Origin of the sequence: Arenimonas sp., assembly GCF_036275555.1 — a bacterium.
Classification (GTDB): domain Bacteria; phylum Pseudomonadota; class Gammaproteobacteria; order Xanthomonadales; family Xanthomonadaceae; genus Arenimonas.
Window position 1 is genome coordinate 78,644 of the sequence record NZ_DASUDO010000013.1, and the last position, 15,946, is coordinate 94,589.

Genomic DNA, 15,946 nt, shown 5'->3' on the forward strand with positions numbered 1-15,946 from the left:
CTGCCCGGCCCGTCGTGCGCGCACGGCGCACGACGGTCTGTCATTTCAGCTTACTCGCTTTCCCACCACAGCCAGAAATCGTCGCTCATGCGCTTGAAGAAGCCGCCCTCGGCGACGTCCTCGAGCGCCACCAGCGGGCGCTCTGCGACGACCTTGCCGTCGAGCGAGAGCTTCAGCGTGCCGATGGCCTGGCCCTTGGTGATCGGCGCCAGCAGCTGCTTGGGCACGTCCATGCTCGGCTGCAGCTCGCCGTAGCGGCCGCGCGGCAGGGTCACCAGCAGCGGCTCGGCCACGCCCAGCGCGACGGTGTCGGCGGCGCCGCGCCACAGGGCCTGGTCGGCCACCTTGGCGCCGGCGGCATACACGCTGTGGGTCTCGAAGAAGCGGAAGCCCCAGTTGAGCAGGGCCAGGTTGCCCTCTTCGCGCGCGCGGAAACCTTCGGTGCGGTTCGTGGTGTCGATGCCCAGCACCACCGAGATCAGGCGCTGGTCGCCGCGCTTGGCGGAGGCCGCGAGGCAGTAGCCGGCGGCCTCGGTGTGGCCGGTCTTGAGGCCGTCCACGCTGGCGTCCTTCCAGAGCAGGCCGTTGCGGTTCCACTGCTGGATGCCGCCGTAGGTGAACTCCTTGATCTTGTAGAGCGCGTAGTGCTCCGGGAACTGCGTGATCAGCGCGCGCGAGAGGATGGCGATGTCGCGCGCCGTCATCACGTGGCCTTCGGCGGTGAGGCCGTGGGCATTGACGAAGTTCGTGTTGGTCATGCCCAGCTGCTGGGCGTAGCGGTTCATCAGGTCGACGAAGGCCGCCTCGCTGCCGCCGACATGCTCGGCCAGCGCGATCGCGGCGTCGTTGCCGGACTGGATCACCAGGCCGTGCAGGATGTCGTCGAGCTTCACCTCGGAGTTGACCGCCAGCGCGCTGTAGCTGCCGTCGGTGCCGGCGCCGCCGGAACGCCAGGCGTTCTCGCTGATGCGCACCCTGTCGTCGGCCTTGACCTTGCCGCGCGCCATTTCGGCCGCGACCACGTACGAGGTCATGACCTTGGTGATCGAAGCCGGGTCGAGCGGCGTGTCGATGTTCTCGCCCGCCAGCACCTGGCCGCTGGTGTGGTCCATCAGGATCCAGGCCTTGCCCTGCGGCACCGGGGCCGACGGCATCGGCGCGGCGGCGGGTGCGGCCGGGGCGGCGGGCACGGGCGCCGGGGCCGGCGACTGGGCGAAGGCGACGGTGGCCAGCAGGCTGGCCAGCACGGCGGGGAAGAAGCGGGAAACGGACATCCGGGGCTAACTCCAGTTCAAGGGCCGGCGCGGCGCCGGCCAAAAAGATTGCAACATGCTAGACCTCATTCGCTGAACACGCGCGGGCTGGGCAGGCCCAGGCCGCGGATGCGCGCGAGCACGCCGTCCACCGCGGCCGGCGCCAGCGGGCCGACGCGCACGCGCCAGACCTTGCCGGCGTCGGTGCGCACGTCCTCGACGCTGACGTCGTCGATGCCGGCCTCCTCGAGCTGGCGGGCGATGCGGCGGGCGTTGTCGCGGTCGCGGTAGGCGCCGACCTGGACGCGCTGCGGGCCGGTGCCCACCGGCGCGGGCGACGGCGAAGACACCGGCGGCCGGGCGGCGGCCGGCGCGGCCGCGAGATCGGCGCCGCCGGTGAGCGCGCGCACTTCCACGCGCGCGGTCCCGGTGCGGTCGACGCCCAGCTTCACCGCGGCGGCGAAGCTGAGGTCGATGATGCGGCCGGCGTGGAAGGGGCCGCGGTCGTTGACGCGGACCACGACCTCGCGGCCGTTGTCGAGGTTGGTGACGCGCACGTAGCTGGGCAGCGGCAGCGTCTTGTGCGCGGCGCTGAAGCTGCACATGTCGTAGACCTCGCGGCTGGAGGTCTGGCGGCCGTGGAATTTCTGGCCGTACCACGAGGCGATGCCGCGCTCGACGTAGCCTTCGGCACTGGGGCGCACGCGGTAGCTCTTGCCGAGCACGGTGTAGGGCGAGCGGTTGCCGTAGGCCGCCGCCGGCTCGTCGCGCGGAACCGGCTCGGGGATGCCGCTGATGTCGAGCGGATGCTCGGGCGCGCTGTCGCTTACACCGGGCGCGTACAGGCCGCCCGGGGTGTAGTCCTCGTCGCGGTGTTCGCGCACCTGCAGGCAGGCCGGCGGCACGCCCTCGGCCGCGGGCGCGGTGGCCGCCGCGGCGCGCGGGGCGTCGGCGGCGGGTTCGCCCGCGGGCGGCACGGGGCGGACCGGCTTGTCGGCGCAGCCCGCCAACAGCACCAGCAGCGCCAGCCCGATCGCCTGCCTCATGGCGCGGCGAGGGCGTCCTGGCCCGCGGCGATTTCACGCGACAGCTGGTAGACGGCCATCGCGTACATCGGCGAGCGGTTGTAGCGGGTGATCACGTAGAAGTTCTTGAAGCCGAGCCAATGCTCGGTGCCCTCGTTGCCTTCGAACGTGACGAGGGTGGCATCGAGCGCGTGGCCCTGCGCCTGCGTCGGGCGGTAGCCACGCTCGCCGAGCTCGGCGAGGCTGTACTTGGCCTCCAGCGTGTCGGGCTTGAACGGCGCGGCGCCTTCTTCGGCGATCGCGCGCGCCACCACCGGCTCGCCCTTCTGCCATCCGTGGGCGACGAAATAATTCGCGACCGAGGCGAACACATCGGGCAGCGAGCCGAACAGGTCGCGGCGGCCGTCGCCATCGCCGTCGCGCGCGTAGGCGCGGTAGCTCGAGGGCATGAACTGGCCGTAGCCCATCGCGCCGGCGTAGCTGCCCTTGAGCGCGGGCAGGTCGAGCCTCTCTTCCTTGGCCAGCAGCATCACCTGCATCAACTCATCGCGGAAGAACTTGCCGCGCATCGCCTCGCGCTCGACCTGCTCGGGCTTGCCGCTGACGGGATAGAAGAAGCCGAGCGTGTAAAGCGCATCGAGCACGCGGTAGCTGCCGGTATTGCCGCCGTAGCTGGTTTCCACGCCGATGATGGCGGTGATCATTTCCGCCGGCACGCCGGTGCTTTCCGCCACCGGCTGCAGCGCGTCGCGATGCGTGGCCAGGAAGGCCTGGCCTTCGCGGATGCGCCGGTCGGAGATGAAGATCGGGCGGTAGTCCTTCCACGGCTTCACCGCCTCGGCGGGGCGCGACATCGCATCGACGATGCCCTGCTTGTACTCGGACTGCGCCAGCCAGGCCTCCACTTCGCCGCGTTCGAGCTTGTACTTCTCGCCGGCTTCGGCGATGAAGGCTTCGCGCAACGCAGCATCGGGCGCGGGCGCGGTCTGGGCGGAGGCAGCGGCGCCGGCGAAGGCCAGCATCAGCACGAACAGGCGGGAAAGGTGGCGGGGCATGGCGCTCGACGGTGGGCGGGATGCGGCAATTTACCACGCCGCGGCGCGCTCGCCGCCCCGCGCCGCGCGGTTCAGGTGCCCATGAATTTCGGGTGCGCCCGCACCGACATCACCATCCCGAACCCGGCCAGCAGGGACACCGCCGAGGTGCCGCCGAAGCTCAGCAGCGGCATCGGCACGCCGACCACCGGCAGCAGGCCGGCGACCATGCCGCCGTTCACCAGCACGTACACCGAGAACGTCATGGCGAGTGCCCCGGCGAGGATGCGGGCATAGCCTTCACGGGCCTCCGAGGCGATCCACAGGCAGCGGCCGATGATGAACAGGTACAGCGCCAGCAGCGTCACCACGCCGAGCCAGCCCCACTCTTCGCTGAGCACGGAGAAGATGAAGTCGGTGGTGTGCTCGGGCAGGAAGTCGAGGTGGGCCTGGCTGCCCTGCCCCCAGCCCTTGCCGCTGAAGCCGCCCGAGCCGATCGCGATCTTGGACTGGATGATGTTCCAGCCGGTGCCCAGCGGGTCGGATTCGGGGTTCACGAAGGTCAGCAGCCGCTCGCGCTGGTGCGGCAGCAGGAAGGGCCAGGCCGCGGGCAGCGCCGCCAAACCCAGCCCGGCGAACAGGCCGATGCGCCACCAGGCGATGCCGGCCAGGAACACCGCGAACACGCCCGAGGCCGCGACCAGCATGCCGGTGCCGAGGTCCGGCTGCTTGATGATCAGCGCCACCGGCAGGCCGATGATGCCAGCGCAGACGGCCAGGGTCGTCCAGCGCGGCGGCAGCACCGCCGAGTGCAGGTACCAGGCCAGCATCATCGGCACGGTGAGCTTGAGCAGCTCGCCCGGCTGCAGGTAGAACACGCCGAGGTTGAGCCACAGGTTGGCGCTGCGGCCGGTGCCGAACACGAACACCGCCGCCAGCAGCACCAGGCTGCCGGCGAAGGCCAGCGGCGTCCACAGCCGCAGCTTGGCCGGCGGCAGCCGCGAGATCAGCACCATCGCGCCCAGGCCGACGCCAAAGCGCACGCCCTGCGACAGCACCAGCCGGGTGTTTTCGCCCGAGGCGCTGGCCAGCACCACCAGGCTGATGAGCATCACGCACAGCAGGGCCAGCAGCAGCGGCAGGTCGACCTTCTCGAACAGCCGCGACAGCATTTCCCGAACCCAGCTCAGGAGGGCGATCATCGGGCGGTGTCCTCCGGCGGGGGCAGCAGCCAGGCGTCGAGGATGCGGCGCGCCACCGGGGCGGCCGCGCCCGAGCCCGAACCGCCGTGTTCAACCAGCACCACCACCGCGATCGTCGGCGCCTCGGCCGGCGCGTAGGCAATGAACCAGGCCTGGTGGCGCAGGTGGTACGGCAGGTCGGCCGGGTTGGTGGACTGCAGGCCGCGACGGCTGGTGCGCTGCGCGGTGCCGGACTTGCCGGCCATCCGGTACGGCGCACCGGCGGCGGCGGCGCGGCCCGTGCCGCTCGGCCCGTGCATCACGGCCACCAGGCTGTCGTGCACGGCGGCGAGGTGGGCTTCGTTGGTCACCACCCGGCGCGCCGGCGGCTGCGGTTCGGGCACGCGCGGACGGTCGAAGCCGTCCTGGCTCGACTGCACCAGGTGCGGCCGGCGCAGCCAGCCGCCGTTGGCGAGCATGGCCGTGCCCTGCGCCAGCTGCAGCGGCGAGGTCACCCAGAAGCCCTGGCCGATGCCGGCATTCACGGTGTCGCCCGGGTACCACTCCTGGTTGAGCTGGCGCCGCTTCCACGCGCGCGAGGGGCGCACGCCGGCGATTTCGCCGCTGAGGTCGATGCCCGTGGGTTCGCCGAAGCCCAGGCGCTGGAAGTAGGGATCGATGCGATCCACGCCGAGGTCGTGGGCGAGCTTGAAGTAGTAGGTGTTCACCGACTGCGCCATCGATTCGGTGAGGGCGACGCGGCCATGCCCGCCCGGCCGCCAGTCGCGGTAGCCGCGCGCCTGGTTGGGCAGGAAGAATTCGCCGGTGGAAAGCACCGTGGTCTCGGGCGTGATCAGCCCCGCGTCCAGGCCCGCCAGCGCCATGAACGGCTTGATGGTCGAGCCCGGCGGGAACCCACCCAGCACGTTGCGGTTGAACAGCGGCCGCGACGGCGCCTGCAGCGCCTGCCAGTCCTTGTGGCCGATGCCGTTGATGAACAGGTTCGGGTCGTAGCCCGGCAGGCTGACCATGCCCAGGATCTCGCCGTTGGCGGGATCGATCGCGATGGCCGCGCCGTGCTGGCCTTCGAACGCATCGACCATGGCCTGCTGCAGGCGCGCATCCACGCTCAGGTACAGGTCCGTGCCCGGCTTGGCGTCGTGCCGGCGCAGCACGCCGAGGGCGCGGCCCTCGACGTTGGTCTCGATTTCCTCGTAGCCGATCTCGCCGCGCAGGCGCATTTCGTAATAGCGCTCGATGCCGGCCTTGCCGATGTGGGTGAGCGCGGCGTTGCGGCTGTCGCCCATCGCCTCGAGGTCGGCGACGTCCACGCGGCCGACGTAGCCGATGATGTGCGAGAACAGCGGGCCGTAGGGGTAGCGCCGCGTCAGGTAGGGCACCACTTCGACGCCGGGGAAGCGGTGCCGGTTGACCGCCAGGCGCGCCAGTTCGCCCTCGTCCAGCCGCAGCTTCAGCGGGATCGGGCGGAAGCTGCGGGTGGCGCGGCGGGCGTCGCGGAAGCGCGCGAGGTCTTCGTCATCGAGCGCGACCAGGCGACCCAGGTCGGCCAGCGTTTTCTCGAGGTCGGTCACCTGCTCCGGCACCAGCTCGAGCCGGTAGGCCGGCACGTTGTCGGCCAGCAGGCGGCCGTTGCGGTCGTAGATCAGGCCGCGGGCCGGCACGATCGGGCGCGGCTTGATGCGGTTGGCCTCGGAGCGGGTCTGGTACTCCTCGTGCTGCAGCACCTGCAGCCGGAAATAGCCCGCGGCCAGGCCCAGCATGGCGACGGCGATGCCGAGGAAACCCACCAGCGCGCGGCGGCGGAACTGCTCGGCCTCGGCGTGCAGGTTCTTGAGCTTCTGCCGGCGGATCGGGCGCATGGATCAGGCGGCGCGCTCGCGCAGGCGCAGGCGCAGTTCGTCGAGCAGCAGGAACATCCACGGCCACAGCGCGAAGGCCACCAGCGGCGACAGCCAGCTGGACCACGGCGGCAGCCCCGCGCCGCTGGCGAACTGGATCGCGGCCGCGATCAGGCGGTCGTTCACGAGCAGCGCCGCCACCGCCAGCGCCTGCTGCCACAGCGGGAAGAAGCGCAGGCGGGCGCGGAAGCGTTGCACCAGGAACACCAGCACCACCAGCCGCAGCGCCTGCTCGCCGAACAGCGTGACGGCCACGAGGTCGGCGGCGAGCCCGGCAAGGAAAGCCACGCCCAGGCCGATGCGGTCGGGGGCTTCGAGCAGCCAGTAGCAGAGCAGCATCGCCAGCAGGTAGGGCCGCGCCGGCCCCAGGCCGCCCGGGATCGGCACCACCAGCACCAGCAGGCTGAAGACGAGGCTGCCGTAGAGCAGCCAGGCGGAAGGGCTGCGGGTCATCGCCGCACCTCGTCGCGCGCCGTGGCTTCCGTCGCGGCGTCCGTCGCGGCATCACCGCCTTCGCCGGCTGCTGGGGCGTCGGTGCCTGCGTCATCGGGCACGGCGGGCGGCGGCGGGGGCGCGGGCGGGCCGACGTCGGCTTCATCCACGGCGTTGCTCACCAGCAGCACTTCCAGGCTGCGGTCGATGAAGGCCGACGGGCGCGCCTGCGCCACCACGAACAAGCGGGTGTCGTCGGGCTCGAGCGCCTGCACCACGCCGACCGGGAAGCCGGCCGGGAAGCGGCCGCCGATGCCCGAAGTCACCAGCTGGTCACCGACGCGGATGTCGGCGCTCTGCGGGATGTTGGGCAGGCGAAGCCGGTCGCTGCGGCCGGTGCCGAAGGCGATGGTGCGCAGCCCCGACCGGGCTACCTGCACCGGCACCGCGTGCTCAGGGTCGGTGACCAGCAGCGCGGTGGCGCGGCGCGGCGAGGTTTCCACCACCTGGCCAAGCACGCCGCCGGCGTCGATCATGGCCTGGCCAACGCGCACGCCGTCGTTGGCGCCGGCATCGAGCACGATGCGCTGGCGGGTGGGATCGAGGTCGATGTCGATGATGCCGACCAGCTGGGCCGTGAGGCGGTAGCCGCGGGTGCCGCCGAGCAGTTCGCGCAGGCGCTGGTTCTCCTCGGCCACGGCGGCCATGCGGTGCAGGCGGCTGGCGTTGACCTGCAGCTCGCGGCGCAGCTGTTCGTTCTCGGCCAGCAGGCTGCCGCGCGAGGAGGTGAGCTCGCGACCCGCGTCAATGAGGCGACCCGGCGCATCGGCCAGCCACCACACCGGCTCGGCCAGCACACTGAGCTTTTGCCGGGCCTGGTTCGCGAATCCGCCGCGGTGGTCGCCGACCATCAGCAGCGTCGCCAGCGCGAGGTAGGCCAGCAGCGGCAGCGTGCCGCCGGCGCTCTCGCTCAGTCGTGCGGCAGGGGAACCGGGATAGGCCACGGGAAGATCCGGAGACGGTATTCAGCCCCGCCGCGCGGCGGGGCCCAGCAGGTGGCGCCGGCGGCCGGCGGGATGGCCGGCGTGCGCCTTCACTCGGGCGAGAAGAACTCGTTGCCGTGCATGTCGATCAGCTCGAGCGCACGGCCGCCGCCACGGGCGACGCAGGTCAGCGGGTCGTCGGCGACGTGCACGTGCAGGCCGGTTTCTTCCGAGATCAGCTTGTCCAGGTCGCGCAGCAGCGCGCCGCCGCCGGTGAGCACGATGCCGCGCTCGGCGACGTCGGCGCACAGCTCCGGCGGGGTCTGCTCCAGCGCCTGCTTGACCGCGCTGACGATGCCGCTGAGCGGTTCGTGCAGGGCCTCGAGCACTTCGTTGGAGTTGATGACGATCATGCGCGGCACGCCCTCGGCGAGGTTGCGGCCGGAGACTTCCATCTCCTTCACCTGCGCCTGCGGGAAGGCGCAGCCGATCTCGAGCTTGATGCGCTCGGCGGTGGTTTCGCCGATCAGGGTGCCGTGGTTGCGGCGCACGTAGTTGATGATGGCGTCGTCGAAGCGGTCGCCGCCGATGCGCACGGACTGCGAGTAGACGATGCCGTTGAGCGAGATCACCGCGACCTCGGAGGTGCCGCCGCCGATGTCGATGACCATCGAGCCGCGCGCCTCGTCGACCGGGATGCCGGCGCCGATCGCGGCGGCCATCGGCTCTTCGATCAGGTAGACCTCGCGGGCGCCGGCCTCTTCGGCCGACTCCTTGATGGCGCGGCGCTCGACCTGGGTCGAGCCGCAGGGCACGCAGATCAGCACCCGCGGGCTGGGACGCAGGAAGCGCGAGGTGTGCACCTTCTTGATGAACTGCTTGAGCATTTCCTCGGTGTGGGTGAAGTCGGCGATGACGCCGTCCTTCATCGGCCGGTGCGGGGTGATGTTGCCAGGGGTGCGGCCGAGCATCTTCTTGGCCTCGGCGCCGACGGCGGCGACCTCGCGGCCACCCTGGCTGTGGCGGACGGCGACGACCGACGGCTCGTTCAGGACGATGCCCTGGCCGCGGACGAAGATGAGGGTGTTGGCAGTGCCGAGATCGATCGACAGGTCGTTCGAAAACAGGCCGCGGAGCTTCTTGAACATCAGGGGGAAACCTTGGGAAATGGGGGGTTTCGGGGATTGGCTAGGTTAGCAACCACCCCCGGCCCCGGCAAGGCGAAATGCGGCGGATTCCCGTGCCTTGGCGCCGCCGCCACGCTACCATGTGCGCCTTTCCAAGGGGCGGCCCGCCGGCCCCCACCCACCGAGGTCCGACGATGCCTTCAGCCCTGATCTGTGGTTCCCTGGCTTACGACACCATCATGGTGTTCCAGGACCAGTTCAAGAACCACATCCTGCCGGACAAGGTCCACATCCTGAACGTGTCCTTCCTGGTGCCGCGCATGCGGCGGGAGTTCGGCGGCTGCGCGGGCAACATCGCCTACAACCTGAAGCTGCTGGGCGGCAACCCGATCCCGATGGCCACCGTGGGCCAGGACTTCGGCCCCTACCGCGAGCACTTCGAGGCCTGCGAGATCCGCCTCGACCACGTCAAGGAAATCCAGGACCTGTACACGGCCCAGGCCTTCATCACCACCGACCTCGACGACAACCAGATCACCGCCTTCCACCCGGGCGCGATGATGCGCTCCTACGAGAACCACGTCCGGGACGTGAAGGACGTCGGCTTCGGCATCGTCGGGCCGGACGGTTACGAGGCGATGCTGCAGAATTCGAAGGAGTTCGCCGAACTATCGATCCCCTTCATCTTCGATCCGGGCCAGGCCATGCCGCTGTTCAACGGCAAGGAGCTGACCACCATGATCGAGCAGGCCACCTACGTCACGGTCAACGACTACGAGTCGAACCTGCTGCAGGACAAGACCGGCCTGAGCGAGAAGCAGATCGCCGAGCGGGTGAAGGCCTACATCATCACCCGCGGCCCGAAGGGCTCCGAAGTGCACACCCAGGGCGGCGAGCTGCACATCCCGGCCGCCAACGCCATGCGGGTGGTCGATCCCACCGGCTGCGGCGATGCCTACCGGGCCGGCCTGATCTTCGGCCTGATGAACAACATGGACATGGCGACCACCGGGCGCATCGCCTCGCTGATGGGCGCGCTCAAGATCGAGCACCTGGGCCCGCAGAACCAGCGCTTCGATTACGAGGAGTTCGCGGAGCAGTTCCGCCAGCAGTTCGGCTACGCGCTGCGCTGAGGCCGGCGCGGGCCACCGGGCCCGCGGACCGAAACGAGACCGGCGCCCGAGGGCGCCGGCCTTGTTTCCGGGACAGGCTGGCTCAGAAGTCCTGCGAGAAGCGGACGCCGAAGGTGCGCGGCCGCGCCACGACGGTGTAGGCCTGCTCGCCGCAGACCGCCTCCGCGCACTGCGTGAACCGCGACTGCTGCGCGCGCTCGTCGAAGACGTTCCTGATGTAGAAGTCCACGGCCCAGTTGCCGCGCCCGAAGCCCGCGGTGAGGTCGAACAGCGTGTAGGCATCCAGGTCGCCGAGGATGCCGCGCTCCTCCGTGCGCAGGTCGGTGCTGCGCTTGCCCTCGTGGCGCACCTGGCCCTGGACGTGCGCTTCGTACTCGCCCACGTCGAAGGTGTAGCGCGCCGTGAGGTTGCCCTTGAAGTCGGCGGTGATCGGCAGGCGGGTGCCGGAGGGCGCCTCGGGCGTGGGGCAATCGGTTTCCGGGTTGCCGTTGGCGTCGGTGAAGCCGCAGTAGTTCTCGGTCAGCTCGGCGTCGTAGAACGCCAGGCCGCCGGAAATACGCAGGTTGTAGTTCACCGCCCAGCTGATGTCGGCCTCGATGCCGCTGATCCGGGCCTGGTTGGCGTTCTTGATCTCGGTGAGTCCGTTCTGGCCGAGGATCGCGAACTGGAAGTCCTCCCAGTCCTGCCGGAACACGGCGCCGTTGAAGGTCAGGCGACCGTCGGCCCAGCGCGTCTTCCAGCCCAGCTCGAAGTTGGTGAGGTAGTCGGACAGGTAGGGATCGAGCGTGCCGCGGCGGTTGATGCCGCCGGGCCGGTAGCCTTCCGACCAGGTGCCGTACACCATGGCGTCGTCGCTGAACTCGTAGCTGAGGTTGAACTTGCCAATCGAGTCGTTTTCCTTGACGCGCTTGTTGAAGACCTCGCAGGGCGCATTCGGGTACGGCGGCAGCGACTGCGTGTTGCAGGCGCCCTCGCCGTAGGTCGGGTTGGACGAGTAGCCATCGCTGAATCCGAAGAAGCCGCGCAGGCTGTTGTCGACCTCGAAGAAACGCATGCCGGCGGTGGCGGTCAGGCGGTCGGTGATGTCGTACGACATCTCGCCGAACACGGCCTGGTCGCGGTCCTCGCGCTGCTGGCGGGTCAGCCAGATGGTGTCTTCCCAGCCCGTGACCGACAGCACGTCGGCCAGGCCGTCCACCCGGTAGCGCTCCTGGATGTCGTTGTCCTGGTCCTGCCAGAACACACCCGCCACGAAGCGGAAGCGGCGGTCCGACGGCGAGGCGACGCGCAGTTCATGGCTGCGCTTCTTGTAGCCGTTGGTGGCCTGGATGTACTGCGACGGATTGATCAGGTCGCCGTTGTCGTCGTAGAAGTAGGTGCCGTAGCCGAACAGCGTGTCGTACCAGTAGGCGTAGTCGTTGTAGTCGGACTCGGTGTCGAGGTCGCGGTCGAGGTGGGCGAAGGCGTACGTGACGTCGAAGTTGCCGATCTTGCCCTGCACGGTCAGGGCCGACTGGGTCCAGCGGTCCTCGGAGGTCTGCGGGTAGAACTGCCGGGTCGACAGCTCGCCCACGTCCGGGTCCACGCCGAAGCTGCCGTTGATGTCCTGGCGCTGGCTCATCACCGACGGGGTGATCGTCCAGTTCTCGGTGAGGTCGATCTTGAGCGCGGCGCGGGCGCCGGTCGTGTCGGAGGTGTTGTAGTCGTCGCGGGCCAGGGCGCCGTTGTTGATCGTGATGCCCGAGGTCGGGAAGGTGCGCTCGCCGAACTCGTTGTCGATGTAGCCCGCGTCATCCCGGTCCCAGCCCACCAGGCGGATCGCGGCCCGCTCGCTGATCGGCAGGTTGATGAAGCCCTCGGCCACGTGGCCTGTACCGCCGTCCTCGATCGCGTTCAGCTCCAGCCCGTAGCCGGACGTGATGCCGGACGCATCCGGCTTGTTGGTGATGATGCGCACCGTGCCGGCCTGCGAGCTGGCGCCGTACAGCGTGCCCTGCGGTCCGGCGAGTGCCTCCACGCGCTGGATGTCGTAGGGGTGGACGTCGATGGCGCCGCGGATGGTGGTGACCGGCTGCTCGTCGACGTAGACGCCGACGCTGGGCAACGGGCCCGAATGGTTGCCGTCGCCGCCGCTGGCGACGCCGCGCATGTAGACCTGGAAGTTGCTGGGCACTTCGCCGAGGCGCTGGAACGACACGCTCGGGAACTGCGTGGCGATGTCCTCGAAATCGGCCACGTGCAGGTCGTCGAGCTGTTCGGTGCCCAGCACCTGGATGCTGATCGGGACCTTCTGCAGGTTCTCGCTTCGCTTCTGCGCGGTCACCGTGATCTCGTCGAGCATCGGCGCCGTTTCTTCCGGCGGGGTCTGCGCCCACGCCGTGCCGCTGATCGCCAGCACGATCGCGGTGGCCAACGCTCCCCGGGCCGGCCTCGTCGTCTTGCGAGGTTTGGATCTCGCCATCATGTCCCTCTCCCCAATTCCCTGGTCATTGCCGCGTGGACCGGTCCGCCGCCCGCGCGGGCGGCGGCTCCGGGTAGGTGTCGAGGGCTTCGCCCAGCGTCGCCTTCAGCTCGCCCAGCCAGGGTTCGAAGTGGCGCCATTGGTCCAGACCCTCGCGATTGATCGGTCGCCGCACCTGTTCGGAGCTGGCGGTGCGCACCGGCCGGTCGTTTTCGAAGAAGCGCAGGCAGGCCGGGTCGAACGGCAGCCCGCAGTAGTCGAGCAAGGCGCGCACCTGGGCCTCGGTGTCGTCCACCAGGTGTTCGTACACCACGCGGTGGATGCGTCCGGGCAGCACCTGGTCGAAGTGCGCCATCAGCTCGAGGTAGTCGAGGTAGTAGCGGCCGATGTCCTCCAGCCCGTAGCTGAAGTTCTGGCCGCGGGCGAAGTACTGCTTGAACCCCGAGAAACAGCAGGCCATCGGGTGCCGGCGGACATCGACGATGCGGGCGTTCGGCAGCATCAGGTGGATCAGCCCGACGTGGAAGAAGTTGTTGGGCATCTTGTCGATGAAGTGCGGCGCCGCGGTCTTGCGCTGGACGCGGGTGCGCTCGAGGTAGCGTTCGCCGAGTTCGCGCAGCCGGGCGCCATCGAGCGTGGCGAGCACGTCGTGGTAGGACGCGGCCCCGGCGTCGGCGCCCTCGCGACGCAGGTCATGGGTGAGCGAGATGACCTCGGGCAATTCCATCGTTCCCTCCACCGACGGATGGCTCGAGAGGATTTGCTCGACCAGGGTCGAGCCCGAACGGGGCAGGCCGACGATGAAGATCGGATCCGGGACCGCGCAGCCGCTGCCTTGGCGTTGCCCCAGGAAGGCCGGGGTGAACAGCTCGCGCGAGCGATGCACGCGGAGGCTGGCATCGTCGGCGCGGTACGGCAGCGCCGCGCGCCGGATCCGGTTGCCTTCGCGGTAATGTGCGAACGATTTGCCGTAGTCGGCCGCGTCCTCGTGGGCCTTGCCCAGCGCGAACTCAAACTGGGCGCGCTGCTCGTCGTCGATGCCGGGCCGCTGCCGCGCGGCCTCCATGGCCGCGATGTCGCCGGCGTCGAAACGGAAGGTCTTGAGGTTGGCGAGGCTCCACCAGGCTTCGCCGAAGCCCGGGTCGAGCGCGATGCTGCGCCGGTAGGCTTCGATGGCCCGCTCCCGCAGCCCCGCGGTCTTCAGGGCGTGGCCGTAGCTGAGCCAGATCCGGCCGTGGTCCGGGTATTCGCGCACGATGCCTTCGTACAGTTCGATGGCCGGCAGGTAGTCGCCCACGCGGCAGAGGACCACGGCCTTGAGGTTGCGGGCGCCGGGGTTGCCGGGCTCATCGGCCAGCAGGCGCTCGATCTGCGCCAGCGCCTGCTCGGGCTTGTTCGCGCGATGCAGGACCATGGCGTAGTTGTGGCGGGCGGCCTGGAATCCCGGCGCCAGCTCCAGGCAGCGCTGCAGCAGGGTCTCCGCGTCTTCGAGGCGACCGAGCCGGGCGGCCACTTCGGCCAGCATGCGGATCGCGGCCACGTCGGTGGGGTTCGCCTGCAGTTGGCCCCGCAACAGCCGCTCGGCCTCGGGGATGCGGTTCGCCACGAGGGCGTCGCCCGCCGCGATCAATACCGGATCGCTGGCGGCGTGCCGCGTATGCATCGAGTAAGCATGGTCGGCGCCGGCGTCATCGCCGGTCGCGCTGAGGTGATCGCCGAGGATGCGCCAGGCCTGCGGGTGCTCCGGCGCCAGGGCGAGGCCACGCCGAAGCCAGGTGATCGCCCGTTCGCCCTGGCCGGCGCGACCCAGCATCAGCCCGAATTCAACCTGGGCCGGTGCCCAGCCGGGATGGCTCGCCACGAGCGATTCCATGTCCGCGAGGGCCGCGGGCCCTTGCCCGCAACGTTCGAGGGCGATGGCCCGGACTAGGCTCGCCGGAGGATGCGGCCCCGCCTGGCGGATGATCTCTTCGGCCTGCTCCCGTGCGAGCGCGGGCGAGCGTTCGAGCAGGCGCAGGGCATGCGCCATGGCTTGCGCCAGCGACGCAGCCGGCCCGGCCACTGCACTCAAGGCTTGTCCCCCGTCGGGTCCTGGAAACCCATCTTGCCTTCCGAGCGGCCGGTGGCCGCAGCCCAGTCGGGACGGCGCCGGGACCGCGGCGGTCCGGCATTCACATCGTCGACTGTGACGGTTAGATAACACGCGCCTCGCGCGTTGTCGACGCGGCGTGAAGCGGTTCTTCGGGGAGGAATTCCTCGCCCGGTTCAGGGGCGCCGCCAGGGCCGGCGACGCATTGGAAGCCAGTCCGACCGAGCGGATGCTCTATTCGATTCCGGGAAGGTGGACTCGCCGCCACCCCAGGAGTCACGACCATGCGATACCGCCTCGCCCTGCTCTTGATCGTCGCTTCGACGTCCCTGGCCGCCTGCACCCGCGGCATCCATGTCGAAATCGCCAACAACGACAGTGCCGCCCTGGCCGAAGCGATCCGCGCCGCCAACGCGTCCCCGGGCCAAAGCACCATCCGGCTCGCCCGGCGCGGGCTTTATATCCTTGGCCAGGAGACTGCCGACGGGCTGCTGCTGCCGCCCGTGGCGGGAAAGCTGACCATCGAGGGGAACTACGCCGAAATCCGCGGCTACAGCCGGGCACCAGCCGCGATCCTGGAAGTCAGCGCCGGCGCCAGCCTGCGCATCGAGAACCTGGTGCTGGCCGAAGGCACCAACGGCACCGTCCGGAACTACGGCAGGCTCGGGCTGCAGAACGTCGGCATCGTGGATGGGTCGACCCAGACGGTCCCGGCGATCGTGCTCAACCATGGCCGGCTCGAGGCCGTCGGCGGCGAGATCGCCTACAACCATCTGCTGAGCAACCGGCGTGACGCCGGCACCGTGCTCAACTACGGGGAAGCCCGCTTCACCGATACCCGCATCCACGGCAACCGGGCCATCGGGCGTTACCCAACGCTGGCGGTATCGGGCGGGGTGCTGAACTTCGGTGAGATCCGGGCCGACGGCCTTTCGTTCGCCGACAACGAGATACCCAGCGAACCCGCCAGCGGCCTGAGCTTCGGCGGCATCCTCAACGTCGGCAATGGCAGCGTCCGCGGCGAGACCCCGGTCGGGGATGTCCGCAGCGCCGAACTGGCCGACATCATCGCGACGCGCTGACGCCCGATCGGGATGCGCTGAAATCCGATCGCGATTCGCTGAAGCCCGATCGCGATTCGCTTGAACCAGCGTGCCGGCAACATCGCACGCAAAGAAAAACGCCGCCCTTTGGGGGCGGCGTTTTGGGATAAAAACCCTGGCGATGACCTACTCTTGCATGGCTTAGGCCACACTACCATTGGCGCAGCTGCGTTTCACTTCCGAGTTCGGGATGGGATCGGGTGGTT

12 protein-coding genes and 1 rRNA gene are annotated in these 15,946 nt (G+C 69.7%); 2 read left to right on the top strand and 11 right to left on the bottom strand.

Annotation, left to right across the window (positions count from 1 at the left end; genetic code table 11):
- Positions 1-50: 50 nt before the first annotated feature.
- From VFV21_RS04545 to VFV21_RS04580, 8 genes are all read right to left on the bottom strand, one after another.
- Positions 51-1,274 (bottom strand): D-alanyl-D-alanine carboxypeptidase family protein, encoded by a 1,224-nt coding sequence (locus VFV21_RS04545; protein WP_329668298.1) that lies wholly within the window; start codon positions 1,272-1,274, stop codon positions 51-53.
- A gap of 65 nt (positions 1,275-1,339) precedes the next feature.
- Positions 1,340-2,299 carry a septal ring lytic transglycosylase RlpA family protein gene (locus VFV21_RS04550; RefSeq protein WP_329668299.1) on the bottom strand — a complete coding sequence of 320 codons (960 nt, stop codon included), beginning with the start codon at positions 2,297-2,299 and terminating at the stop codon, positions 1,340-1,342.
- Positions 2,296-3,333, bottom strand: coding sequence for a lytic murein transglycosylase B (gene mltB / locus VFV21_RS04555; protein ID WP_329668300.1), 1,038 nt, complete (start codon positions 3,331-3,333; stop codon positions 2,296-2,298). The genes VFV21_RS04550 and mltB overlap by 4 nt, the downstream gene beginning before the upstream one ends.
- 71 nt (positions 3,334-3,404) lie before the next feature.
- On the bottom strand, positions 3,405-4,514 hold the full coding sequence (gene rodA, locus VFV21_RS04560; RefSeq protein WP_329668301.1) for a rod shape-determining protein RodA: 1,110 nt from the start codon (positions 4,512-4,514) through the stop codon (positions 3,405-3,407).
- The gene (mrdA, locus tag VFV21_RS04565; protein ID WP_329668302.1) at positions 4,511-6,373 is read right to left on the bottom strand and encodes a penicillin-binding protein 2; all 1,863 of its coding nucleotides are present in this window, start codon (positions 6,371-6,373) and stop codon (positions 4,511-4,513) included. The genes rodA and mrdA overlap by 4 nt, the downstream gene beginning before the upstream one ends.
- A gap of 3 nt (positions 6,374-6,376) precedes the next feature.
- Positions 6,377-6,865 carry a rod shape-determining protein MreD gene (gene mreD, locus VFV21_RS04570; protein WP_329668303.1) on the bottom strand — a complete coding sequence of 163 codons (489 nt, stop codon included), beginning with the start codon at positions 6,863-6,865 and terminating at the stop codon, positions 6,377-6,379.
- Positions 6,862-7,848, bottom strand: coding sequence for a rod shape-determining protein MreC (gene mreC / locus VFV21_RS04575; RefSeq protein ID WP_329668304.1), 987 nt, complete (start codon positions 7,846-7,848; stop codon positions 6,862-6,864). The genes mreD and mreC overlap by 4 nt, the downstream gene beginning before the upstream one ends.
- Before the next feature lie 89 nt (positions 7,849-7,937).
- Positions 7,938-8,975 carry a rod shape-determining protein gene (locus VFV21_RS04580; protein WP_329668305.1) on the bottom strand — a complete coding sequence of 346 codons (1,038 nt, stop codon included), beginning with the start codon at positions 8,973-8,975 and terminating at the stop codon, positions 7,938-7,940.
- Positions 8,976-9,148: 173 nt separating this feature from the next.
- Between VFV21_RS04580 and VFV21_RS04585 the strand changes: the two genes are divergently transcribed.
- Positions 9,149-10,087, top strand: a complete 939-nt coding sequence (locus VFV21_RS04585; RefSeq protein ID WP_329668306.1) for a carbohydrate kinase family protein — start codon at positions 9,149-9,151, stop codon at positions 10,085-10,087.
- A gap of 82 nt (positions 10,088-10,169) precedes the next feature.
- On the opposite strand, the gene VFV21_RS04590 is transcribed toward VFV21_RS04585, so the two are convergent.
- Both VFV21_RS04590 and VFV21_RS04595 read right to left on the bottom strand, forming a co-directional pair.
- Complete coding sequence (locus VFV21_RS04590) at positions 10,170-12,500, bottom strand: TonB-dependent receptor (protein ID WP_329668307.1); 2,331 nt, start codon at positions 12,498-12,500, stop codon at positions 10,170-10,172.
- A 73-nt stretch (positions 12,501-12,573) separates the two neighbouring features.
- Positions 12,574-14,577, bottom strand: coding sequence for a tetratricopeptide repeat-containing sulfotransferase family protein (locus VFV21_RS04595; protein WP_329668308.1), 2,004 nt, complete (start codon positions 14,575-14,577; stop codon positions 12,574-12,576).
- A gap of 344 nt (positions 14,578-14,921) precedes the next feature.
- On the opposite strand from VFV21_RS04595, the gene VFV21_RS04600 reads away from it, so the two are divergent.
- The gene (locus VFV21_RS04600; protein ID WP_329668309.1) at positions 14,922-15,719 is read left to right on the top strand and encodes a hypothetical protein; all 798 of its coding nucleotides are present in this window, start codon (positions 14,922-14,924) and stop codon (positions 15,717-15,719) included.
- A gap of 134 nt (positions 15,720-15,853) precedes the next feature.
- Here the strand turns inward: VFV21_RS04600 and rrf are convergent.
- Positions 15,854-15,946, bottom strand: a 5S ribosomal RNA gene (gene rrf / locus VFV21_RS04605); the annotation flags it as partial.

Excerpts from the sequence above, each read along its gene's own strand:
- VFV21_RS04545 (WP_329668298.1), bottom strand. The coding sequence starts at position 1,274 with ATGTCCGTTTCCCGCTTCTTCCCCGCCGTGCTGGCCAGCCTGCTGGCC.
- VFV21_RS04550 (WP_329668299.1), bottom strand. The coding sequence starts at position 2,299 with ATGAGGCAGGCGATCGGGCTGGCGCTGCTGGTGCTGTTGGCGGGCTGC.
- mltB (WP_329668300.1), bottom strand. The coding sequence starts at position 3,333 with ATGCCCCGCCACCTTTCCCGCCTGTTCGTGCTGATGCTGGCCTTCGCC.
- rodA (WP_329668301.1), bottom strand. The coding sequence starts at position 4,514 with ATGATCGCCCTCCTGAGCTGGGTTCGGGAAATGCTGTCGCGGCTGTTC.
- mrdA (WP_329668302.1), bottom strand. The coding sequence starts at position 6,373 with ATGCGCCCGATCCGCCGGCAGAAGCTCAAGAACCTGCACGCCGAGGCC.
- mreD (WP_329668303.1), bottom strand. The coding sequence starts at position 6,865 with ATGACCCGCAGCCCTTCCGCCTGGCTGCTCTACGGCAGCCTCGTCTTC.
- VFV21_RS04580 (WP_329668305.1), bottom strand. The coding sequence starts at position 8,975 with ATGTTCAAGAAGCTCCGCGGCCTGTTTTCGAACGACCTGTCGATCGAT.
- VFV21_RS04585 (WP_329668306.1), top strand. The coding sequence starts at position 9,149 with ATGCCTTCAGCCCTGATCTGTGGTTCCCTGGCTTACGACACCATCATG.
- VFV21_RS04595 (WP_329668308.1), bottom strand. The coding sequence starts at position 14,577 with ATGGCGCATGCCCTGCGCCTGCTCGAACGCTCGCCCGCGCTCGCACGG.
- VFV21_RS04600 (WP_329668309.1), top strand. The coding sequence starts at position 14,922 with ATGCGATACCGCCTCGCCCTGCTCTTGATCGTCGCTTCGACGTCCCTG.